The following is a 21,077-nucleotide window of genomic DNA, read 5'->3' as shown; positions in this document are numbered from 1 at the left end:
GAATTATACCCACTAATGGGTATTGATTTCGGATGGATATTATTCAACCTTTATTCAAAAATTATAGAGTGTATCCTATGACGCTGAATTGAATACTAGTACTGATGAAAAAACTAAAAGGATTTATAAAAGAAAATGATGAGTTTCTTGCTAGCTTAATAGCATTAGTTGGATCTATTGGCGTGATCTTAAACGCGATAAAGATCACCTCATTTCAATACATAGAAAATATAAACCTCTTTACCGATGGATTAAACCTGGCAGCACTATTTATAGGATTGTATTTTATCAAAAAAACAGTTCTGGTGATTAGCGATGACGAAAGCGTTCGGCTTTGTGAGCAATACGATTTAACCAAACAAGAATTGTCGAGCAAGTTATTAAGAACCAATTCACTAATTCGTCAACTTTACAAATCAATCCGTTGGTTTATTATCATTCTTTTGGGGTTCTATCTGTTACAATTTTATGTGGACAGTTATTTTGATTACGATTCCTTCAAAAGTGTGCTCAAAATTGTAAATGAGGACTATATTGATTTATTAGTAAATGACAGTATTGGAAGGAAAAGCGCTGCCCAATATTTGGCGATAGAAGTTTTAACCAATGCCACTAATCTATTTAGTGCCACCTTTTTATTTACCGCTTTCCTTGTACTCTTTAGTGTCACTTTAGAGGATGACGACAGAACATCAAAAATCAACAACCAAATCCCCATTGCAATCGCAATAGGAATCACTGCTTTAAATATTTTGATCCTGTGTAAAGGAATTCCTGGTTTAACTCTTGAAGAATCGGCAACTATTGTACGATTACTGGGAGGACTGTATAACGGAATTGCCATGGCGTTGCTCTTTAGTAGATTTATTTCTATGGAATATTATTTCCAAAGCTCAAACAAATCTTTTGAAAGACTGTTTTACTTCTACGGAGTCACTATTTGGCTTCCTCTTTATGTGGTGGTACAACCGCTGTATTCACTTTTTAATTTATTTGATTTGGGCCAGACTGCTGTGATAAAAGCAATAGTGTTTTTGATCACATTTTGGGGCAAATTGGTCTTCTTGTTTTTCATCTATACCATGCTCAATAAAAAATGGATTCACTCCTATATTCTATTAACACTTATGGAAAAAGATAAGTTAGAAAAGCTGTCTTTTGAATTAGAAGATGTAGAAAAATTAAAAAAAGATTGAAAATAACTACAACTCATGCATTGGACTATTGGCAATACACTAAAACCAGAAATATGAAAAAACATTTCATTACACTTTTATGTACTATTACCTTTTCAACAGCAATCTGTCAGCACAAAGAGTTTAAAATTGATTATTCTTATGGTATAGCAGGAGGGATGACTCCTACCTATACAGAATTCAATGACGAGGATGCAATTACCAAAAAAGAAGCCAATGCCTTGGTCAAATACCTGTTGGAAGCATCTAAAATGGATTTTAAATGCGTATATAATGGTTGTCAAAACCGAGCAATGATTGTTTCATTAATTCTTAATGAAAAAAAAATCAATCACCAGAAAATATGGAATTTTGATCCTTTCAAAATAGCACTATACCACAAGCAAGATGCATTGGATGTTGAAGACCCGTTGGGGTTAAAAAAAGACAGCATATTTTGGGATTTTCATGTGGCTGTTGTTGTTCTTGTTAAGAATGATAAAAATGAAAATGAAAAATTTGTAATTGATCCATCTTTTTCAGATTCGGTGTTAACGGTATCGGATTGGTTATCCCTACAGAATTCTCCCAATTCGCACTATACTTATTTGGATCCAGAATGGTATAATTTTGTCACCTTACAATCCAATTCATCCATATCCTGTAATAATAGTTATTCTAATATTACAATCCCAAATTGTTTTCCTCACCTCATTACCGGGGATTTTTACAAATACTCCTCTTCTAATTTTAGTGCAATCGCAGAAGAACTAGCCACCAATGAGCAGATAACAGATTTTACGATGAAAACAATTTACAATCTTGATGAAAATCAGCATGTTGAGAAAGCTCAATTGGCAGCATTATTTTCTGATTATAATAGGGTCAAAGCCGTACTAAAAGGAGAAAAACTATTAGAGAATTCTCACCCTTTCATCCCATTTTTAACTGAATACAAGGAAGCATATACCAAGTCTTTTAACGATTGGCTGAATAAACTAAATAACTAAAATATGAAAACAACAAGAAAACTATTAGTCGTACTGTTCATTTTGGGAACCATGATCGCTTGCAATGATTCTATCGACAGTACAGAAATCAATTTCACCGAATTAGCGAGAAGCTTAGAGGCATCAGACCCAGAAAACTTTACGGTAAAAGCTATTACTGATTCCATCCCAGTGACAAGAGATGATTTAAACAGTATGCGAACCGTAGTAAAAGTGTTTAACGGTAAAGATGATGCAGGTGTTACTATTCCCGGTTTCGGTGGTTTGAAACTTGGGAAAAAGGAAACCAGTCTTAACGTGTATTACGTGGAAACGAAGATTGTAAGACGACAAAATGATACGGTAGTTTATGGGATAGGATATTCCACACATTATTTGTTTAAAAAGCTGAAAAGAGGTATCGATATATCCAATTTGGCAAGTGTTGCTGCCTCTGCACAGCTTCAAAGCAACAGAACATCGGTGTATTATAGTTTGCAAACATTTGGAATTAAATCTCGGGAGTTGGTCAACTATTTTAAACCTCAGGTAAATAGCAATTTTGATGTTGATGGTTTTGGAGTGATTCAATCAAGTATTGATGGTATTCATAATGTTTTAGCCGATTCTCTATTGTCAAAAAGAACGCAATTCACTCCAATGGAATTGAAATTTGTTAAACCAACGGATCTACAGCAATAGCTAGCCGTAATTACTTGTATTTATCATATATGGGGTACTAGTATATATTTAAATAAGGTAGTCACAAGTTACATTTAAAAATAAAAATTATGAGAAAACTATTGTTTATAGGTTTACTGTTTTTTGCACAAACTATGTTAGGTCAAAAAGTAAAAGTAGCATCATCCAAAATTTTCACAAGCTCGACCTATCAAAAAATTGAAAAATCTGAGTCTTTGAAATCTAAATCCATCAAAGAATTAAAAAGCAGCACGAACGAAAGCTATAATGATGCTGTAGAATTAAGATATAAAAAGAACAAAGCGCGCTATAATGTGCCCAGGAATGGAACATCGTATATAATTTTATCGTCGACCAAAACTACATTAGACGATTGTTACCGATGTCCGAATAGGGATTATACAGATTGGTGTCCTGCAAAATACGAAGTCCAATCGAGACAATATACAGAATGGAAAGATGGAGAAATAGAAAGAGTATGGAATACGACTTCTAATGTTTTTATGGGGTGTGGAGTCTGGCGTTATTATTAATCATCTATTAGCGAAAAAGGGGGTAAGAATGCATTTTACAAAAAGCTTTCTATTTACCTCACTTTTTGTTTTGAATTGCTTAGGGTTGTGGGAATCCGTAAGGGGGGTGTTTGAAAATTATTGATATTGTGGCGTAACAAATTTAAATGACCTGCTATTAGTAGTTAGCAACCATTTACAAAAAATATATGACGGAAATATTTAGTAATAGGGAAATTTCAATTACTTTTTGGGTTATAATTTTCCTTTTGTTTGTAGTTACTCAAAAAAGTGTACGAAATTCTTTAGCCCATTTAATAAAAATATTCTTCAATGAAAAAATAATTGATATAGTATTTCTGATGACAATCTACATTGGATTGATTATTCTAATTTTGACATTAATCGGTTTTTGGGAAATATCATTACTAAAGGATTCTATATTTTGGATAATTTTTGTTGGATTTCCTTTACTGATGAAGACTAATAACATTAATTCTGAACAAGGCTTTTTAAATTCAATTATGATCGATAGTATAAAGGCGATTGTAGTCATCGAATTTATTATCAATCTTTATACATTTTCACTAACCACGGAGTTAATTTTGATCCCGATTATGACATTTATCGGAATAACACCTATAATTACGAAAGGGAAACCAGAATATCAATCAGTGGAAAAACTATTTAACGGAATTACTTCTGTATTTGGATTAATAGTACTAGGACATACTATTTTTAATATTATTCAAGGATTTGGTGATTTTGCGAGTGTAATGACTGTAAAAAGTTTCTTATTTCCTATTATTTTGACATTTTCATTTGTTCCTTTCTTATATTGTATTGCTCTACAGTCATTATATGAGATAGTGTTCATTAGAATGAATCGTAGATTAAAAAAGAAAAGTCAAAAACAATACCTAAAAAGAAAAATGTTTATTACTTTTTGGTTGAATCGTAAAAAGCTTAGGCAATTCCAACTTGAAATGGGATTTCAGCCAATTATGAATAAAAAAGATATTGATAATGTTATATTGGAATTTTTAAAAAAGAAATAGCATAATGACTGGCACCATAAATTTGATCATGGTAGATCCACGATAAGTTGTAAATCATATGAAAAAATACGTATTTCTCTTATTCAGTTGTATTGAGGTGATCGCTTTTGGGCAAGATATCAGAGTCCAACATATTGAATCTGAAGTGCAATCTATTGATGCGGATTCAAAACTCGAATTGACAGAATTTGATTGGGTTGAGCTGACTGGAATTACTACGGATGGAGGTGGGGTGATAAAAATCTGGAAGAATGAAGAAGGAATCAAGAAAATTATTCAAGAAATCGGATTTTCATACGGTAGAGTTAGAACTACTCTTTATATGAGTGAGGGAAAGCCAATAAAAATCATTGAGACAGAAGAGAATTTTGAACTGACTGATAACGGATTGAATTACAAAAAACTAAAGGAGGTATTTAAAGAAGAGGTTTTTGTTTTTGATTGGAAAATGTTAGACGGAAAAATAAAACAATCTGGAAAAAGAGTGATGAGTGAAGGAAGTTGTTCAAGTTTTGATTATGAACCGATAATGGAACTTGCTGAAAAAGCTATTTCTAAATAGAAGCTTGGATGTTATCAAAAACCTTTAAAAAAGTGGAATAAGTAAAACACAAATAAACTTTAGACATATTAGCTCTTTTTACTGGATTAGGTATTGGCACGTTGTTTGAGCCTTAGAACCTTAACAAAACCAGTGACAAAGATGATACATATCCCCAAAATACCCTTTTTGACCCTTTCTTTTCTAGTATTTTTTGGTTCTATATGCCTATATGCCCAGAACAACCAAACATCGGATTATTTGGTGTTGCATACTGGTGATACGGTATATGGAAAAGTAGAGTATATTAAAGAAGGTGGATTTGGGGGGAGAAGGTTCCATAAAAAGGTCAGGATCACTGATGCCAGGGGTAAAACAAAAAAGTATCAAAGAAGGGACGTCTCCAGTTTTAGGGTAGATGGTGTTGTGTTTGAAAGCTTTTGGTTATATCAAGAATCACAATCCTTGATAGGTGGGGCATTGGGAAATCCTGAGTATACCATGGATCGTAACCAAGGAGAACAACATTTTTTACGGGTGATACACAAAGGCAAATTAAGCCACTATCAACTAGAATGGTTTGAACAAGGAAATAGTACACTATGGTCCATGTCGTTACTCAAAAAAGAAAAAGATCCCTTTTTGATCCGCGCAGATCAAGGCTTGTTTGGACTAAAAAGAAAAGTATTACAACGTTATTTTTCGAACTGCCCGGAACTAGGAAAAGCCATACAACAAAAACAAATCCGTAAAGTGAGACAGGTTGTAGAGTGGTATAATAAGAGTTGTATCGATTAATTGATCGTCCAGTCATTACAAATACAAACATCCAATCCTTTAGGGTTGGATGTTTTGTTTTTTGTAATAGCTTCTTCATTTTTTTCGTGAATAACACCCAATTGTGGAAACCCGTAAGGGTTGTGTTTGCAAATTATTGATATTGCGTAGATATAAATAACATGTATATAAGATATATAGTTACTGGTAACCATATATACTTGTTGTGCATAATTTAAAAAAACAAGATAATGAGTAAAGATTTACCATATATAAGTTCCCCCGGAACAATTCCAAAAGTTTTAAATAAAATAATTGAAGCTAGTGTTCCTGAATCTTTTAATGCAGACTTCCTTGGAACTAAACTGGGTTTTCCTGGAGGAAATCAAAGAAGATTTATTTCTTGGGCAAAAAAATGTGGAATTTTAAATCAAGATGGAACACCTTCGCAGATATATAAAAATTTCCGTAATCCAGACTTTCGTGGTGGTGCAATGGCAAAGGCATTAAAAACTGGATATGAAGAATTATTTATTAGAAATTCTTATGCTCATGAATTGTCAACTAAAGACTTAACGAAATTAGTATCTGAAATAACCGGAAAACCACACGACAATGCAACAGTAAAATATATAGTTAGGTCATTTGAATTCGCCAAAGAGTTTGCAAATTTTGACTCAAAAGAAGAAGTATCAAAAGTCACTACTTTAAAACCTAAAGAAACAAAGAAAGTGCAAGAAGATGTTCCAAACATTGATTTTCAAAACAATTCTAAAAACCTGAATTTGGGACTGAACTACACAATCAATTTAGTCCTTCCCAAAACAGATGACCCTGCCATATTCGATGCAATCTTCAAGTCGCTTAAAGAAAATCTATTAGATGAATAAACTAGATAAGATAAAGTTATTCAGTTTAGCTAATTCATTGACTGAACACCAATTGGATAATATTGAAAAGGAATTCGATTTAAATTTAGGTAGAGTTCCAAACCAAGAGGTTCAAAAGAAAGAATATTATCTTCAATTCGATTCTGAATTTAGAAAAGAAGCGAAGTCAATGGCGGAGCATTATGAAGTATTCTATTGTCTAGAAAAATCAATTAGAAAATTGATTTCGGAATTAATGGAGGAAAAGTATGGCGAAAATTGGTGGGATGAACAAGTTAAAGAGGCGATTAGAAATAATGTAGACAATAACATTAAAAGAGACGAGGATTCAGGTTTTACAATTCGTTCAGAAGAAAAAATAGATTACACTACATTCGGTGAATTAAGTCAAATTGTAACCACTAATTGGGAAGCTTTTGAAGAATTATTCAAAAGAGGTCAAAGGTCATTTCAAAGAATAATGACAAATCTAAATCAGCTTCGTGGACCAATCGCTCATTGCAGTCCACTTGCCGAGGATGAAATTGTGAGATTAGAATTAACAGTTAAAGATTGGTTTCGATTAATGGATTAAATAATATGCTAGCAACTCAAATCAGACTTTTTAGAGAAAAATTAGCTAATGATAAAGAGAACTTAGATATCCGCAGAACTCTTCACGAACATTATGAATGGTTAGAATCTTATTGGCAAAACAGGTATAAAGGAAATAATCACCTAGATAAGTTTGACAAAGAGTTTGGAGACTATTTTTGGAATTTAAAACAAACAAAAGGTATAGCCTATAAATTTGCATTTTATCCACCTGTAGGTAGTTCTAAAAACAATTTCGAACCTACAATTTCTTTAGAACGGGCAACTTTTTATTTACGATATTTTTCAGAACTTTTTGAAGAAGAATTTCCTGATACTTCGAACGAAAAAGAAATTGGAGTTTTATGGAACAAGAGTTCATTTGTAGCTTTATTAACAATTGTAAAACAGGTAAGAGATAATTTGTTTCACGGCAGAAAAATGGAATTAGAAGAGCCGCAGTATACAAGAAATAAGGAATTAATAACAATATCTGTCGAGGTTACAACAATAGTTCTCGACAATTTAGAAATAGCAGAAAAAACTATGCACAACGATGGCTATAAGTAATTGCTTGTTCTCAAATACTTCTGAAAATCCGCTAGAATTTTCAGCTTGGTGTGTACTTGCAAAGTTAACCGCTAAACCAAGCAACTACTCATAGCCGAGACCGTTATACCTAATTTAAAATCATTGCGAAAAATTGAAAATTGACATTACATCCGAAATTGAAAGATTTAAAACTCACTTAAGTCTTTCAGATAATAAACAGATAATCTTTTCTGGAATATTTGGTATCGGGAAAACATATTTCTTAAAAGATTTTTTTGAACAAAACTCTGAGGATTACGAGTTATTTTTACTTTCACCAGTCAATTATTCAATATCAAGTAATGATGATATTATTGATTACATAAAGTATGACATTGCATTTGAACTTCTTGGTAAAAATGTGGAATACGAAAAAACTGATTTTTCAAAATTACTGACTGCTCAATTTTATTTAAAAGACAATTTTTTGGATACAATGTTTCTTTTAGCGAAAAGCGGAGGGAAAATTGGAAAAGCTTTCAGCGATATATATGAAAACTTAAAAAAAATCGTAAATAATATTAAAAAGCATAACTCTGAATCACAGATTGACGAAAAGAAAGAGTTAATAGATTTTTTAAAAGAACTTACTGCTAGAGATAATTCTATTTATGAGGAAAACAGAATTACCGAATTGATTTCAGGGCTCATTGAAAAACTTAAAGAAAATGATAAAGAAATAGTTCTGGTAATAGATGATTTAGATAGACTTGACCCTGAACATATTTTTAGAATACTAAACGTTTTTGCTTGTCATTTTGATATTGGAAATTTTACTAAAAACAAATTTGGTTTTCATAAAATAATCCTTGTTTGTGACATTGAAAACATTAGAAATTTATTTCATTCAAAATATGGTTCTAATGTAGATTTTTCAGGTTACATAGATAAGTTTTATAGTAGAGAAATACATTACTTTGATAACAAAGAAATTGTAAGTAAATCTGTAGAAAAAATACTTTCATCAATCAAAATCCAAGGTGCTTACGACCACATAATAAATTTAACAGACAGAAATAAAATAACAACTATAAATTTTAAAGAAATTTTAGAAGATTTAATTAATAATGACTTATTAAACCTAAGAACTTTACTAAAACTATTTGATAAGGAATATACTTTAAGTTTCTTTAATTTTAAAATTAATGAAAATTACAGAAGCGCTTCTAGTTGGCACTTCCAAAAAATATTAGTTTTTGATTTTTTAATATCATTTTATGGCTCAATCACAAGTTTGAAAACAGCTCTAGAAAAACTAAGTGAACGAAATCCAACCAAATTAGTAGACGACAGACAGCTTAGGAGATATGGAGATTTAATAGCCTTAATTGACTATAAAAACCATAAAACAAGCGAAGGTAACTTTGAATATATTAACACTAAATTAAATGTTTTCATTAAATATTCAGCTATTAGACACGGGAATTGGAGAGACCAAATAAGAGCTAATATTAATGAAGTTACTTATTTAGACAAACCTGAGATTAAGAGATTAGATTTTCCATTTGCACCACTTTTACAAATAGCATTTGAAGAATATTTAAATTTAACAAGAGTAAAAAACTAGGTGGAACAATGTGTATAAAACATAGCTAATAAGCACTAAATCGAAAGCCTTATGCATATTTTAAAGACCGTCGAATTTTTAAATTTGGCTTTAAAAAAAATGAAGAATTAAAAACAAAATATAGAAATTTGGCTCTGTCTTTATCCGAAAAGTTAGTGTTTTTATGTGCTACATTTCATCCACACTACATTTGCCTTTAATACTAAAATGAATTGCAAAAAATATCAAAACCACAGGTAAAAACGATAATTAAAGACACTATTATTCTTGTACAGAAAGACAGTGTTTATATTAATTCGAATGAACTAAAAGAGTTAAATACTCACGTCAATGAAATTAAAAATGAATTAAACAAAGAAGAAAACACGTTTTTGGGAGCGACTTACGATACTGCATTTACGGTTTTAATCACTATTTTAATATTTGTTCTTGGAATTATCATTGACCGAATAATAAAACATTATCAGGATAAGGCGGAATTAAAGAAGCTTAGAGTTTATTTTAACAATCAATTCAATGACTTAAAGAATAATATCCTTCCTGAATTAATTAAAGGTTATAGGAAGAACTATCAAGAAACAATAACGTTAGACAGAGGTTTACCAACAACGTCTCCTAAAATACTTACAAATACATATGACCGACTATCTAAATTAGAATCACCTCTATTGTTTAAAACTTTTAAAAACAGTTCTAGTTTTAATACTGCATTTGCTCAAATAGACTTGATTAAGAAGTTAATGGCTGAAATTGATCAATATCATTCCATTATTTTGGAAAGAAGTTCATCAATTCGAATATCATTAGCAGAACTTGATTCTAATTATATCAACAAATTGGTTGCTTACACAGAATTCCAGAGAAATAATAATCCAAATTTCGCAAATGAACCTACTTTTCAGTTGATAAATGAGAAAATTCTTTTCTATCATCAACATATCGCAGGGAAGAGAAATCTAACAAAATATTATATAGAAGTTATCCGGCCAATACAAGAACATTTGGTTGAAACAAATCTCTTTAGGACGGACCTATTTTGCAATGAGATTAGTGAATATGGAAAGTTAATTTCCCATAAATTCAATGATTTGAAAAGACTGTTTATTGAAATCAGACTTCAGTATAGATATTTTAGCAAAATACTAAGTGATTCAAAAATTAAACTGGATAATTTAAAAACTGAATAAGTACTGGTGGTAAATTTGGCTATAATTCATTGTGACTTCGGTATAAAATGAAAACAATGACAATAACAATATGGCTAGATTCCACAAAGAAATCATAAGATAGTATTTAAAATATGATGGTAAAATGTAAAAACTTAAAGGATATAACTTTAAAAGCCTTCAGATTTTTAAGACCTTATTATCGGAAATACCATCTCAGTCACCACTTTTTTATTCCCACCTTGATCCTCAACATTCTTCATTTCAAACTTAAAATCTCTATTGTATAAAGAATCCATACGCGATATGATATTACTAATCCCAATCCCCATAGCAGGTTCGGTTTCGGGTAAAGGTTGGCCATTGTTGCTAATGACCAAATGTATATTTTCCTGGGATGCAGTGATGGCTATGGTAATGGTCAACACATCATGATGTAAGGAAAAGCCATGTTTGATTGCGTTTTCTAGTATGGGTTGTAGTAATAAGGGAGGCACTTTGGTGGTTAGTAGTGCTGGATCCACATCCATCCCAAATTGTAGCTTGTCGTCAAATCGGATCTTTTCGAGTTGTAGGTATTTTTTAAGCAGTTCTAATTCTTTTTCAAGCGATATAAATTTGGAGTCCGTCAAGTTTAAAGTATCTCGTAACAAATCACTTAAATCGGCAATGGCATCCTGAGATTTGGTAATGTCTTCTTCCATCAAGGATGAGATATCATTTAATGCATTAAACAAAAAATGCGGTTGCAATTGGGATTGTAAGGCTTGTATCTTGGAGTCAAACAACTGGTTGGTTAAATGCATTTGCTGGATTTCATTTTCTTTTTCTTTCTGCAAATAGTTATAGGCATACAAAATGGCCACCATAGAGAAATAGACAAAAAAGTTAAAGCTTAGGCCATTTAATCCTCTAATGTAGACGCTTTCAAAAGTCACCTCGATGGCACTGCCCATAATGTGTTTGCTGATCAACAATTGTACAAAAGAGGTATAAAAGGAGAGCAAAAACGCCAACAAAATATGGAGGGTCGATTTTAATACGATTTGTTTACCACCAAAAAGATATTTTTGGGTAAATACCAAGGCCAGGTAGATATACAACGACTTGGTGAAATAATAAAATACATAGTTGATCAATAAGCGCAGCAGCCCATCATCTTGTATAGGGGCTGTACTTGCCAAAGAAGAAAGGTATACCCCCAAAAAATCCACCAGATAGGCGATCAGGTAAAAAAACAACAAAAACTGCAGTAGTTTTTTGTCAAAATAAAAAGGGTTCTTTTTTCTGGATTCCACAATTATGATTTTATACCCATTTTTTTTAAAAATGCCTGGCGATAGTTTTTGGTTACGCTAAATGCCGTACGATCTTTCATGGTGATGCTATAATCCCCCAAACCTTCACTAATCACTTCTTTAATTTCAGGTATCGCCACAATGGTAGACCGATTGATCCGTAAAAAGCGATGAGGATTCAGTTTTTCTAGTAGTGCCGCCATAGAGGATCGATACACATGTTTTTTCCCGTCCTGCATAAAAATCTCTGCATAGTAAGAGGATGAAGTAATATATTTGATCTGCGCGGTATCCGCAAACACATACTTTTTCCCCATTTTTAAGGCAATCTTCTCCAAATATTGGTTTTGGTTGGTGTTGGGCGCTGCGTTTTGTGTAGCCAATTGTTGTAGCAAGTGCTGCATCTTCTCTTGATATGCATCCCGCTCTTTGGAGTTCACTCTGGCAATGGCTCTATGCAAGGCAGCCAATAGCCGGTCGTTTTTATAAGGTTTTAATAAAAAATCCACCGCCTCGACCTCAAAAGCTTTGATGGCAAAATGATCAAAAGCAGTTACAAATACAATGATAGGCAGTACAGCGGTATCGATATGTTCGATCACTTCAAAACCCGTCAAATCCGTCATTTTGATATCCAAAAACACAATATCGGGTTGGGTGGTATTGATTTTTAAGATGGCTTCTTTCCCAGAGCTGGCCTCATCTAGCTGATAGGGATCGCTCTCTTTTTCCAGAAGGTTCAGGATACGTTTTCTGGCCAGGGTTTCATCATCTGCAATCAAGATTTTCATCAATATGAGCTATAGCAATTTGGATTCGAAAACCAAGTTATGAAAAAAATGAGTGGCATACCAACCAAAGATATACTTGCCACAAATATTGCTATATACCATCAAAAAACAGCCAAAAAATGCCTTTTTACATCTTTAAATCAGTCGTCCATATCAAAATATAGCCATTCGAGCTATGGTTGGAGTACCTTTAAAGAAAAGAACACTACATGAAGCATATACTATGTGTTAGTTTGTTTTTAGCGGCATTTTTAGGTCAGGCACAAGATCTCAATAGTCTGTACAAACAAAGTATGGAGGCCTATAAAAACAAGGATTTTCAAAAATTCAAAGCCTTAAATCAAGAAGCCTTGACCATACATCCTTCGCAACCTACTATACTGTATAATTTGGCGGCATCTTATAGTTTAACAGGAGATGCCCAATCCGCAAAAAATACCTTGCAACAATTGTTATCCTGGAATGCGATGCTGGAATTTGAAAAGGATGCAGATTTTGAGGCGATGGTGGCAGCAAGTGATGTTTTAACCGAGTTACGGCAGGCTTCCAAAACCTTGCAAACGCCAAAAACCACCAGTGAGGCCTATGCAACAATCGATGCGCAATATCATATCGAAGATCTGGTACAAGTAGGCAAGATCCTGTATATGACAGATATTCGAGAAGGGCGTCTAATTGCCCATGATTTGAAAACAAAACAAAGTGAAGTGTTACTCAAGTTACCTGGGGCACTGCTAGCCATTGTGAGTGATACCTTCCAAAAGTCTGTATGGGTTTCTATGGCTGCTTTGCCTCAGTTTAAAAGTACTTCCGAAGAGAACAATAAGGAGCAAAAAGTATTGTTGGTGGAGTTCGATATCACCAAAAAAGAAATCATTTCAGAAATCACATTGCCAGACAAGGCCGTAGTGGGGAGCATGGTGATAGATCAACAGGGGAGGTTGTATGCCTCCAATTCGGGAACACCAGAGATTTTTGTGATCGATACCCGCAAAAAAGAGTTGATAGAGACCATTCCCGTACCCGATGCCAAAAACTTGCAGGGGATTACCCTGGATCCCAATAACCAGTGCCTGTATGTAGCCGATTATATCAAAGGGATATGCAAAATTAATATCGAGGATACCGATAAAACACCAGTTTGGATGCGCTCCCCCCAATATTTACTAAAAGGAATAGACGGGCTTACCTATCTGGACGAAAAGACGCTATTGTCCATACAAAATAACACTACACCAAAACGGTTAATAAAAATCAATCATGATGAGATGAGAGTAGTGGATGTTTTGTTGTTGGATAATGCTTTACCGGTTTCGGGAGAACCTACCAATGGTTCATACGATCCCGAGATCGGTTTTATGTATATCACCAATAGTCAGTGGCCACATTATGACAAGGAAGCACAACCTATCCTGGATCAATGGGAACCACAACAGATTCGGTTGTTGAAGCTTGGCAAATAAGCCATTGTTATCGATCGATTTTACCAAACGCAATACGATGCCTATGAAACGAAATTATAAGAGCAATAGGGTATGGCGTGTTGTACTACTTCTAGTATGCATATTCACCATATCCTGTTCTGAAAATAAAAAAATAGCAACAGATGCACTAATTGGCCCAAAACCAGAGCTGCCCAGTATTGCGATTTTGGGAACCTTTCATTTTGGAGCGACTTCTGATTTTTCTTCCATGGACCTGGATAATTTTCAATCCCCAAAACGCCAACTCCAAATCAAGAACCTGTTGGATCACCTTAAAAAATACAAACCCACCAAAATCATGGTAGAATATCCTATGGATCAAGCCGAAACATTAAACCAAACCTATTTGGAATATCTGGAGGGTACCCATGAGTTAACGATTAATGAAATTGAGCAACTGGGATTTCGATTGGCCAAAGCACTGGGGCATATACATATGTATAGTATCGACTATACGCTAAGCTTACCCTTGGATCGATTAGTTACGTTTGCACAAACCCATAAAGCAGAAGAGTTTGACGCCTTTTTGAAGAGTATCAAAGAAAATGACAAAAAAGACTCAGAGCTTTTACGGGAGCGTACGTTGATCGAATATTATGCCCACAAAAACTCTGAAGAAGAAGACCTCAGGAACAAGAATCAATATGTAGTGGGTACGGGGCAGTTTGTTTCAGATTCGACCTATATCGGAGTGGAGTTTGTGTCCAAATGGTGGGAACGTAATTTTTATATCATGTCCAACATCGATCGGCACATCACTAAAGATGATCGAATATTAGTAATCATAGGGGGTGCCCATCGTGCCGTGTTGAAGGACTTTTATAAGGATAGACACGATATGGAGTATGTTGAAATTCAGGACTATTTAAAATCCTAATGGCTATGCGAATCCAAATACTGTCGTTGTTGATCGCACTAAGTATGCTGGGTTGCACTACCCAAGGGCAGGAATCCATAGATGGGGCTCATGTGCTATTTGTAGGGAATAGTCTGACCTACACCAACGATTTGCCCGAATTGGTGAAAAACGTAGCGGCAAAAAAAGGAATGGTGATTGAGGTAAGCATGTTGGCAAAACCTAATTATGCCATTGTAGATCATTGGGCCGAAGGAGAGGTGCAACGCTTGATCAACTCAAAACAATTTGATTATGTGGTGATCCAACAAGGGCCTTCTTCACAAAAAGAGGGCAGAGATATGCTCATTCGTGATGGGAAAAAATATGCATGGCTATGCAAAAAGAACAATGCGCAATTGGTGTATTTTATGGTGTGGCCAGCGCAATACTATTACCACACTTTTGACGGGGTGATCGCCAATTATACCGCCGCTGCCCGAGTAAACAATGCCATGTTGTGTCCAGTGGGGAAAGCTTGGAAAGCACATTTTGATACCACTCAAGACTTTTCTTACTATGGGCCAGATGGTTTTCATCCTTCTCTACAAGGGAGTACGGTTGCAGCACAAGTCATTGTGGAGCGTTTGTTTGTCAATAGGAATACCAAAAATTAATAAAGTATCCATCATATGGTTACGCTATTAAAAAAACATGCCGATTTTTTTATTCGAGGCCCCGTAGGTTTTCATTTGATCTATGGCTCCCAGGATAATGTGTTTTCTGTTGAACGTATGCAAGAGTTCGCCGATTTTCTGGCCAATTACCAGGTTATTTTTCCATTAGTGGCCGCACACATTTCGGTGTACGCTCAATTTATTTGTGGGATATTATTCATACTGGGAAAGCAAATAAAATGGGCGGCATTGGTCATGATCATCAATTTTGTAGTAGCCATTGGTTTGGTGCATTTGAGTGATTCTTATCCTCAAAAATTCCCGGCTATTGTGATGTTGTGTAGCTCGATTTTCTTGTTGCTGAATAGCCTATCACATCCTTCTGAAAAAGGAAATCTACATTCTCTTAAATAGTGATATAGTTTTTTTAAGTTTTAGTTATTGTAAAAATCTCTTGAAAACGTTTACTTTTTGATATCACAAGATGAATATGAATCTTTTGTATCTTTAAAGTTCATTATGAAACCAGCTGATACAAATAATTCGTCTACTACACAACGATTAGAGCAACAACTGAAGTTTGAAAAATTAATATCTCAATTTTCGAGTCGATTTATCAATTTACCGCCGGAAGAGATAGATAAAGAAATCAACCGTTCGTTAAAGCTCCTCACAGAATTTATGGAGGTGGACTATAGTTGTCTTAATTTCTATTCTGCTGAAACGAGGTTGGCATCTACAACGCACTTTTTTGCCCAACCTTCTATACAAAAGTTTATTACTCCAGATGATTTTCGTGAGGTTGCAATGGATGATTTTCCCTATATCATGAGCGAATTAGAAGGCCATGGATTGATCTCTATTACAGATCGGGAAGCTTTACCAGCTGAAGCAAAGAATTTTAAGAGTTTCATGAAGAAATTTGATTGTAAATCTATTCTATATGTAGCAATGATCGTGGAGGGTAAAATTATAGGATCTTTAGGTTTTGATTCTTATACGCGGAAAATAGATTGGTCCGCAAAATATATAAGCCGACTAAAATTGGTGAGTCATATTTTTGCCAATGCCATTACCCGAAAAAAGCAACAGGAAGAACTTTATAAAACCTACCAGGAATTAGAAAAACTTAAAAATCAATATAAATACGAAAGTGAGTATTTGCAGGAAGAGATTAAAATTGAAAGTAATTTTGATGAAATAATTGGAAGAAGTGGTACCTTAAGGAAAACCTTACGAAAAGTAGAGCAGGTGGCTCCAACTGACAGTACAGTATTAATCCTGGGAGAAACGGGTACAGGCAAAGAATTATTGGCCAGAGCAATACATCATATCAGTAAGCGTAGTGAACGTCCTCTGATCAAGGTGAATTGTGCTGCTCTACCCACATACCTTATAGAAAGTGAGCTGTTTGGACATGAAAAAGGTGCTTTTACAGGTGCTATCAATCAACATATCGGTCGTTTTGAAGTTGCTGATCAAGGAACCATCTTTCTAGACGAAATAGGAGAAATGCCTTTGGAGCTTCAGGTAAAACTCTTAAGAGTATTGCAAGAGGGAGAGTTTGAGCGTATTGGCAATCCCAAAACGATTTCAGTTGATGTTAGGGTAATAGCTGCCACAAATAGAAACTTGCTCTCTGAAGTTGAAAAAGGGAATTTTAGACAAGATCTTTATTACCGGTTAAATGTATTTCCGGTAGAAGTTCCCGCCTTACGAGATCGTAGGGAAGATATTCCTTTTTTGGTACGACAATTTGTAAGTAAATCAGGAAAGAAAATTGGAAAATCTATTCATACTATTCCACAAAAGGTGTTTACCTTACTACAAAAACACAGCTGGCCTGGTAATATACGGGAGTTGGAAAACGTAATAGAACGTGCTGTAATTACTTCAGAAAACAATGTATTGACACTTAGTGATTTTTTGGTGCAAACTTCTATATCAAAAGATGATACTCTTTCAGGGTCTCTAGAAGAGGTAGAACGTAAGTATATTCTAAAAGTTCTACATTCCTGTAATTGGAAAGTAGAAGGTGTGGATGGAGCCGGAACTATTTTAAATCTTAATCCGAGTACGCTTAGATCCAGAATGAATAAACTGGGGATCAAAAAAAATCTTCGTAAATAACCTACCTCAGATTTCATTCTTCTTTTTTGCCATTCGTAAAACCACGAAATATCATAGAACCTTTATATATCGAGGTTGTATCCTACCCTTTTGAAATTTAAAAACCAAATTAAAACACTGATATTCAGTATTTTAATTTGGTTTTCTTGATTTTGGCATATCCGTTGGATGGAATATGTTCAATTGAAAACAATACAAAATAATGATTGGTCTAATGGCAACCATAGTGGTCAGAGCTGAAAAACGAGATGAATTTCTGAGTATACTTTCGGAAAACAAGGGAAAAATTAAAGAAGAAGAGGGATGCGAGGATTTTGAGATTTTCAAGGACTTGGAAGATGACAATACATTTTGTCTGATAGGGGTATGGAGAAATCGAGAATCATTTATCGAACATACGAAATCCAATCAGTTTGCCATGATTTTGGCAGCGCTTAAGTTGCTAAAAAAGACCCCTCAACTACGGTATTTTAGTCATGAAATCGGTAATGGTATGCATTGGCTTTTGGAAACTATATTCGATAGTACAAGTACCCAGAAACAAAATTAATATTAACATAAATCATAAAAATCATGAGTGAAATTTTAAAAGGTTATTGGAACGAACTTAAGGGAGATGCTTTAATCACCTGGGGTAAACTTACTAACAATGAACTGGATCAAGTTGCAGGAAATGCAGTAAAACTTGAAGGACTATTACAACAAAAGTACGGGCATAGCATTGAAGAAGCCAGGAAGCAAGTTGCAGAACTTCAACATCGTTACGATAATATGACCTTAAAAGGGGAGTGGAATCAAATTAAAGGCGAGATGCAAAAGATTTGGGGAAACCTTAGCGATAATGAAGTGGATCAAATTAATGGAAGTAAAACCAGATTAATAGGAATGCTCCAAGAAAAACTTGGTAAAACACGGGAAGAAGCTTTGGAAGAGGTTGATTCCTTCTTAAAAAAAATCTCATAAGAACATCATAAACCACCTCTTTGCCTGGCTTGGGGTGGTTTTTTTAATTCAAAACTATACATCATGAAAACACAAATTAAAATAGTACTGATAATGACACTTGCAAGTGTAATGCTTACAAACTGTAAAAGTATAACTGATCTTAAAACTACTTCTGAATTTGATAAAGAGGCCAATTTTACGTCTTATGAAAGCTTTAAATTTTTCGATCATATATCATTATCTGATGTGAAAGATAACTATAGTAGCATGAATCAAAGAAATATCGAAAATGCAATCCATAAACAGTTAAAAAAGAAGGGATTTGAAGAGACCGAAACTCCGGATTTGGCTGTTAATTTTTTAGTAATCGATGAGCATAAGTCAGAAAGTATCACACGTACTTCTTATCAAGAACAAGCATATGGTGGATTAACACATCTTGATACTTACATTAAAGATTACGAACAAGGAACCCTGATTATCGATCTCATAGATATTGAACAAAATAATTTGGTTTGGAGAGGACTCGGTACAGGTGTGATTACCGGAAATCAAGAAGATAATGAAGATGTAATCAATGAAGCTGTTAAAGCAATTTTGTCAAGCTTTCCACCAAAAAGATAATCGATTTTGAATCATGATAAATCAAAAATTATGAAAAATAATAGAAATTATAAGTGGATGTATATCCTCAAAGGTATTGTATTTATTGTTGTGGCTGTTTTGATATTCAAAAATCCTGTTTTGTCTTTATTAAGTTTGGTAGCAGTTATAGGAATGATGATCATATTTACCGGAGGGCTTTTTGTAATAGGAGGTATAACTTCCAGAAAATTTACCAAAAAGTGGAAGTGGATACTCCTATTTGGAGTTCTTGATATTGTTTTAGGCATATTATTGCTGACTTCCCCACGATTAAGTGCTTTATTGTTGGTGGTCTTTATCGGTTCCTGGGCAGTATTTACTGGGGTTCTGGAATCTGACTTTTCTTTTCAAATTAAAAAAATAGGCATCAAATCCTGGTGGCAAGTATTGATTGTTGGAATACTTTCAATAGTGATGGGACTTATGATTCTTTTTCGACCTGAAGTTGGGGCATTATCTATTACTTTTTTCATTGGGTTTCAATTTGCACTCTATGGTACTTCACTAGTCATAAGAGGTTGGCAAAGAGAAAATATAGCCAAACCGTATCAGATTACTGAATAAAATAAGCGAAAATACAAGGTCAATATGAAACGCAATATATTATGTATAACCGATATCATTAGAACGTTAGAGCGATCAGATGCTATATTGTCTGATACATCCAAAAAGTTTAAACTTGAAGGGTACGATCAAAAGACCCTTGATTATCACATCCAACTTTTAAAAGATGCAGATTATATTAAAACCAAGTGTTTTAATGGCAATGAAGAATTACCTACTCGTCTTACCTGGAAGGGCCATGAATACATCGATCAAACATTAAATAGTACATTAAAAGTAATCGACCAAGGAATCGATATTATTGGAGAAATAGAGTAACCCCCACCTACATAATTACCCTCTTAAATTACACCCCTTAAATGTTTTTGAGGGTAATTTCTTTACATTAGACGCATGATACAAAAATACAATTATATATTCCTTATCATTCTAATCATTGGTTTTGAGACAACTGCACAAATTGTGAATGTAGAATCTTTACGAAAAGTAGCAGATACTTCGGGTTGGTCAGGCTTTATGAGTCTAGATTTGTCCTTAATCAAGAACAGACGAGATATTTTTAAGATTGCCAACCGAACCCATGTGCAATATAGTGCAGGAAAACATCTGCTGCTGTTTATTAATGACCTGAATATTCAACAATTGGATGATGAGAAGTTTGTAAATCGTGGGATTCAGCATTTGCGATACAACTACAAATTTCATCCGCGCATCGCCTGGGAAGCTTTTGTACAAACTCAATTTGATCCGGTTTCTAACATCAATATCCGTGCATTGGCAGGTACGGGAACCCGGTTTAAAGTACTACCCTCCAAAAAGCATCGCTTTTATATAGGAACCTTGTTGATGTATGAATACGAAGAAACCGAAGAAATGGAGATGGAGGTGATCAATTCAGACATTCGAGGGAGTATGTATGTATCAGTGAACTTATATCCATCGGATAATATGTCGATCATTAGTACTTCGTATTATCAACCACGGGTAGATGCGATTCGGGATTATCGAATTTCGAATGAAACTTCAATCGTGTTTACAATATTTAAAGACCTCAGGTTTAAATCGACCTTCACCTTTTCGTTTGATTCCTTCCCTGCTATGGATATTCCGGATACCCAATACGAGTGGACCAATGGGTTGGCATATACGTTTAATTGATTTTAAATT

General features: G+C 34.1%; 25 protein-coding genes. 23 read left to right on the top strand and 2 right to left on the bottom strand.

The annotated features are described in order from the left end of the window. The first annotated feature begins 104 nt into the window (after window positions 1-104). The 12 genes from ACXAGJ_RS17315 (at window position 105) to ACXAGJ_RS17260 (ending at window position 10,562) form a co-directional block, all read left to right on the top strand. Complete coding sequence (locus ACXAGJ_RS17315; RefSeq protein WP_474841415.1) at window positions 105-1,196, top strand: hypothetical protein; 1,092 nt, start codon at window positions 105-107, stop codon at window positions 1,194-1,196. Between the two features lie 53 nt (window positions 1,197-1,249). Continuing rightward, the gene (locus ACXAGJ_RS17310; protein ID WP_474841414.1) at window positions 1,250-2,185 is read left to right on the top strand and encodes a protein-glutamine glutaminase family protein; all 936 of its coding nucleotides are present in this window, start codon (window positions 1,250-1,252) and stop codon (window positions 2,183-2,185) included. Window positions 2,186-2,188: 3 nt separating this feature from the next. Further along, on the top strand, window positions 2,189-2,866 hold the full coding sequence (locus ACXAGJ_RS17305) for a hypothetical protein (RefSeq protein WP_474841412.1): 678 nt from the start codon (window positions 2,189-2,191) through the stop codon (window positions 2,864-2,866). Window positions 2,867-2,955: 89 nt separating this feature from the next. Beyond that, on the top strand, window positions 2,956-3,399 hold the full coding sequence (locus ACXAGJ_RS17300; protein WP_474841411.1) for a hypothetical protein: 444 nt from the start codon (window positions 2,956-2,958) through the stop codon (window positions 3,397-3,399). A 188-nt stretch (window positions 3,400-3,587) separates the two neighbouring features. Beyond that, complete coding sequence (locus tag ACXAGJ_RS17295; RefSeq protein ID WP_474841409.1) at window positions 3,588-4,436, top strand: hypothetical protein; 849 nt, start codon at window positions 3,588-3,590, stop codon at window positions 4,434-4,436. Between the two features lie 58 nt (window positions 4,437-4,494). Further along, window positions 4,495-4,998 carry a hypothetical protein gene (locus tag ACXAGJ_RS17290; protein ID WP_474841407.1) on the top strand — a complete coding sequence of 168 codons (504 nt, stop codon included), beginning with the start codon at window positions 4,495-4,497 and terminating at the stop codon, window positions 4,996-4,998. Window positions 4,999-5,139: 141 nt separating this feature from the next. Beyond that, window positions 5,140-5,775, top strand: coding sequence for a hypothetical protein (locus ACXAGJ_RS17285; protein ID WP_474841405.1), 636 nt, complete (start codon window positions 5,140-5,142; stop codon window positions 5,773-5,775). A gap of 230 nt (window positions 5,776-6,005) precedes the next feature. Further along, window positions 6,006-6,644 (top strand): DUF5343 domain-containing protein, encoded by a 639-nt coding sequence (locus tag ACXAGJ_RS17280; protein ID WP_474841404.1) that lies wholly within the window; start codon window positions 6,006-6,008, stop codon window positions 6,642-6,644. Continuing rightward, entirely contained in the window at window positions 6,637-7,218 is a 582-nt protein-coding gene (locus ACXAGJ_RS17275; protein ID WP_474841402.1) for a Swt1 family HEPN domain-containing protein, read from the top strand. The genes ACXAGJ_RS17280 and ACXAGJ_RS17275 overlap by 8 nt, the downstream gene beginning before the upstream one ends. 5 nt (window positions 7,219-7,223) lie before the next feature. After that, entirely contained in the window at window positions 7,224-7,787 is a 564-nt protein-coding gene (locus tag ACXAGJ_RS17270) for a hypothetical protein (protein ID WP_474841400.1), read from the top strand. A gap of 133 nt (window positions 7,788-7,920) precedes the next feature. Further along, a complete protein-coding gene (locus tag ACXAGJ_RS17265; RefSeq protein WP_474841398.1) occupies window positions 7,921-9,375 on the top strand; it encodes a P-loop NTPase fold protein in 1,455 nt (484 codons plus the stop codon). A gap of 212 nt (window positions 9,376-9,587) precedes the next feature. Further along, window positions 9,588-10,562 (top strand): hypothetical protein, encoded by a 975-nt coding sequence (locus ACXAGJ_RS17260; protein ID WP_474841396.1) that lies wholly within the window; start codon window positions 9,588-9,590, stop codon window positions 10,560-10,562. 167 nt (window positions 10,563-10,729) lie between these two features. Here ACXAGJ_RS17260 and ACXAGJ_RS17255 read toward each other — a convergent pair whose 3' ends face one another. After that, window positions 10,730-11,839, bottom strand: a complete 1,110-nt coding sequence (locus tag ACXAGJ_RS17255) for a sensor histidine kinase (RefSeq protein WP_474841394.1) — start codon at window positions 11,837-11,839, stop codon at window positions 10,730-10,732. Window positions 11,840-11,841: 2 nt separating this feature from the next. After that, window positions 11,842-12,630: a LytR/AlgR family response regulator transcription factor gene (locus ACXAGJ_RS17250; protein WP_474841392.1), complete on the bottom strand. Its 789-nt coding sequence runs from the start codon at window positions 12,628-12,630 to the stop codon at window positions 11,842-11,844. 209 nt (window positions 12,631-12,839) lie between these two features. Between ACXAGJ_RS17250 and ACXAGJ_RS17245 the strand changes: the two genes are divergently transcribed. The 11 genes from ACXAGJ_RS17245 (at window position 12,840) to ACXAGJ_RS17195 (ending at window position 21,068) form a co-directional block, all read left to right on the top strand. Next, window positions 12,840-14,093 carry a hypothetical protein gene (locus ACXAGJ_RS17245; protein ID WP_474841391.1) on the top strand — a complete coding sequence of 418 codons (1,254 nt, stop codon included), beginning with the start codon at window positions 12,840-12,842 and terminating at the stop codon, window positions 14,091-14,093. Window positions 14,094-14,136: 43 nt separating this feature from the next. Then, the gene (locus ACXAGJ_RS17240) at window positions 14,137-14,991 is read left to right on the top strand and encodes a DUF5694 domain-containing protein (protein ID WP_474841389.1); all 855 of its coding nucleotides are present in this window, start codon (window positions 14,137-14,139) and stop codon (window positions 14,989-14,991) included. 5 nt (window positions 14,992-14,996) lie between these two features. Next, window positions 14,997-15,626 (top strand): SGNH/GDSL hydrolase family protein, encoded by a 630-nt coding sequence (locus ACXAGJ_RS17235; RefSeq protein ID WP_474841387.1) that lies wholly within the window; start codon window positions 14,997-14,999, stop codon window positions 15,624-15,626. Window positions 15,627-15,641: 15 nt separating this feature from the next. Beyond that, window positions 15,642-16,040, top strand: a complete 399-nt coding sequence (locus ACXAGJ_RS17230) for a DoxX family protein (protein WP_474841385.1) — start codon at window positions 15,642-15,644, stop codon at window positions 16,038-16,040. A 105-nt stretch (window positions 16,041-16,145) separates the two neighbouring features. Further along, a complete protein-coding gene (locus ACXAGJ_RS17225) occupies window positions 16,146-17,756 on the top strand; it encodes a sigma-54 interaction domain-containing protein (protein WP_474841383.1) in 1,611 nt (536 codons plus the stop codon). 214 nt (window positions 17,757-17,970) lie between these two features. Further along, window positions 17,971-18,306: a putative quinol monooxygenase gene (locus tag ACXAGJ_RS17220; protein WP_474841381.1), complete on the top strand. Its 336-nt coding sequence runs from the start codon at window positions 17,971-17,973 to the stop codon at window positions 18,304-18,306. 23 nt (window positions 18,307-18,329) lie between these two features. After that, window positions 18,330-18,719, top strand: a complete 390-nt coding sequence (locus ACXAGJ_RS17215; protein ID WP_474841380.1) for a CsbD family protein — start codon at window positions 18,330-18,332, stop codon at window positions 18,717-18,719. A 63-nt stretch (window positions 18,720-18,782) separates the two neighbouring features. Beyond that, complete coding sequence (locus tag ACXAGJ_RS17210) at window positions 18,783-19,325, top strand: DUF4136 domain-containing protein (protein WP_474841378.1); 543 nt, start codon at window positions 18,783-18,785, stop codon at window positions 19,323-19,325. 30 nt (window positions 19,326-19,355) lie between these two features. Beyond that, complete coding sequence (locus ACXAGJ_RS17205; protein WP_474841377.1) at window positions 19,356-19,910, top strand: HdeD family acid-resistance protein; 555 nt, start codon at window positions 19,356-19,358, stop codon at window positions 19,908-19,910. Between the two features lie 24 nt (window positions 19,911-19,934). Beyond that, window positions 19,935-20,228: a DUF2513 domain-containing protein gene (locus ACXAGJ_RS17200; RefSeq protein ID WP_474841376.1), complete on the top strand. Its 294-nt coding sequence runs from the start codon at window positions 19,935-19,937 to the stop codon at window positions 20,226-20,228. Between the two features lie 75 nt (window positions 20,229-20,303). After that, window positions 20,304-21,068 (top strand): DUF481 domain-containing protein, encoded by a 765-nt coding sequence (locus ACXAGJ_RS17195; RefSeq protein ID WP_474841374.1) that lies wholly within the window; start codon window positions 20,304-20,306, stop codon window positions 21,066-21,068. Window positions 21,069-21,077: the final 9 nt, after the last annotated feature.

This window comes from Aquimarina sp. AWH4_224 (assembly GCF_056160245.1).
The sequence above is the reverse complement of the archived record's forward strand: the minus strand, read 5'-3'. Positions and strand labels throughout refer to the sequence as shown.

Excerpts from the sequence above, each read along its gene's own strand:
- ACXAGJ_RS17315 (WP_474841415.1), top strand. The coding sequence starts at position 105 with ATGAAAAAACTAAAAGGATTTATAAAAGAAAATGATGAGTTTCTTGCT.
- ACXAGJ_RS17310 (WP_474841414.1), top strand. The coding sequence starts at position 1,250 with ATGAAAAAACATTTCATTACACTTTTATGTACTATTACCTTTTCAACA.
- ACXAGJ_RS17305 (WP_474841412.1), top strand. The coding sequence starts at position 2,189 with ATGAAAACAACAAGAAAACTATTAGTCGTACTGTTCATTTTGGGAACC.
- ACXAGJ_RS17300 (WP_474841411.1), top strand. The coding sequence starts at position 2,956 with ATGAGAAAACTATTGTTTATAGGTTTACTGTTTTTTGCACAAACTATG.
- ACXAGJ_RS17295 (WP_474841409.1), top strand. The coding sequence starts at position 3,588 with ATGACGGAAATATTTAGTAATAGGGAAATTTCAATTACTTTTTGGGTT.
- ACXAGJ_RS17290 (WP_474841407.1), top strand. The coding sequence starts at position 4,495 with ATGAAAAAATACGTATTTCTCTTATTCAGTTGTATTGAGGTGATCGCT.
- ACXAGJ_RS17285 (WP_474841405.1), top strand. The coding sequence starts at position 5,140 with ATGATACATATCCCCAAAATACCCTTTTTGACCCTTTCTTTTCTAGTA.
- ACXAGJ_RS17280 (WP_474841404.1), top strand. The coding sequence starts at position 6,006 with ATGAGTAAAGATTTACCATATATAAGTTCCCCCGGAACAATTCCAAAA.
- ACXAGJ_RS17275 (WP_474841402.1), top strand. The coding sequence starts at position 6,637 with ATGAATAAACTAGATAAGATAAAGTTATTCAGTTTAGCTAATTCATTG.
- ACXAGJ_RS17270 (WP_474841400.1), top strand. The coding sequence starts at position 7,224 with ATGCTAGCAACTCAAATCAGACTTTTTAGAGAAAAATTAGCTAATGAT.
- ACXAGJ_RS17250 (WP_474841392.1), bottom strand. The coding sequence starts at position 12,630 with ATGAAAATCTTGATTGCAGATGATGAAACCCTGGCCAGAAAACGTATC.
- ACXAGJ_RS17245 (WP_474841391.1), top strand. The coding sequence starts at position 12,840 with ATGAAGCATATACTATGTGTTAGTTTGTTTTTAGCGGCATTTTTAGGT.
- ACXAGJ_RS17240 (WP_474841389.1), top strand. The coding sequence starts at position 14,137 with ATGAAACGAAATTATAAGAGCAATAGGGTATGGCGTGTTGTACTACTT.
- ACXAGJ_RS17235 (WP_474841387.1), top strand. The coding sequence starts at position 14,997 with ATGCGAATCCAAATACTGTCGTTGTTGATCGCACTAAGTATGCTGGGT.
- ACXAGJ_RS17230 (WP_474841385.1), top strand. The coding sequence starts at position 15,642 with ATGGTTACGCTATTAAAAAAACATGCCGATTTTTTTATTCGAGGCCCC.
- ACXAGJ_RS17225 (WP_474841383.1), top strand. The coding sequence starts at position 16,146 with ATGAAACCAGCTGATACAAATAATTCGTCTACTACACAACGATTAGAG.
- ACXAGJ_RS17220 (WP_474841381.1), top strand. The coding sequence starts at position 17,971 with ATGGCAACCATAGTGGTCAGAGCTGAAAAACGAGATGAATTTCTGAGT.
- ACXAGJ_RS17215 (WP_474841380.1), top strand. The coding sequence starts at position 18,330 with ATGAGTGAAATTTTAAAAGGTTATTGGAACGAACTTAAGGGAGATGCT.
- ACXAGJ_RS17210 (WP_474841378.1), top strand. The coding sequence starts at position 18,783 with ATGAAAACACAAATTAAAATAGTACTGATAATGACACTTGCAAGTGTA.
- ACXAGJ_RS17205 (WP_474841377.1), top strand. The coding sequence starts at position 19,356 with ATGAAAAATAATAGAAATTATAAGTGGATGTATATCCTCAAAGGTATT.
- ACXAGJ_RS17200 (WP_474841376.1), top strand. The coding sequence starts at position 19,935 with ATGAAACGCAATATATTATGTATAACCGATATCATTAGAACGTTAGAG.
- ACXAGJ_RS17195 (WP_474841374.1), top strand. The coding sequence starts at position 20,304 with ATGATACAAAAATACAATTATATATTCCTTATCATTCTAATCATTGGT.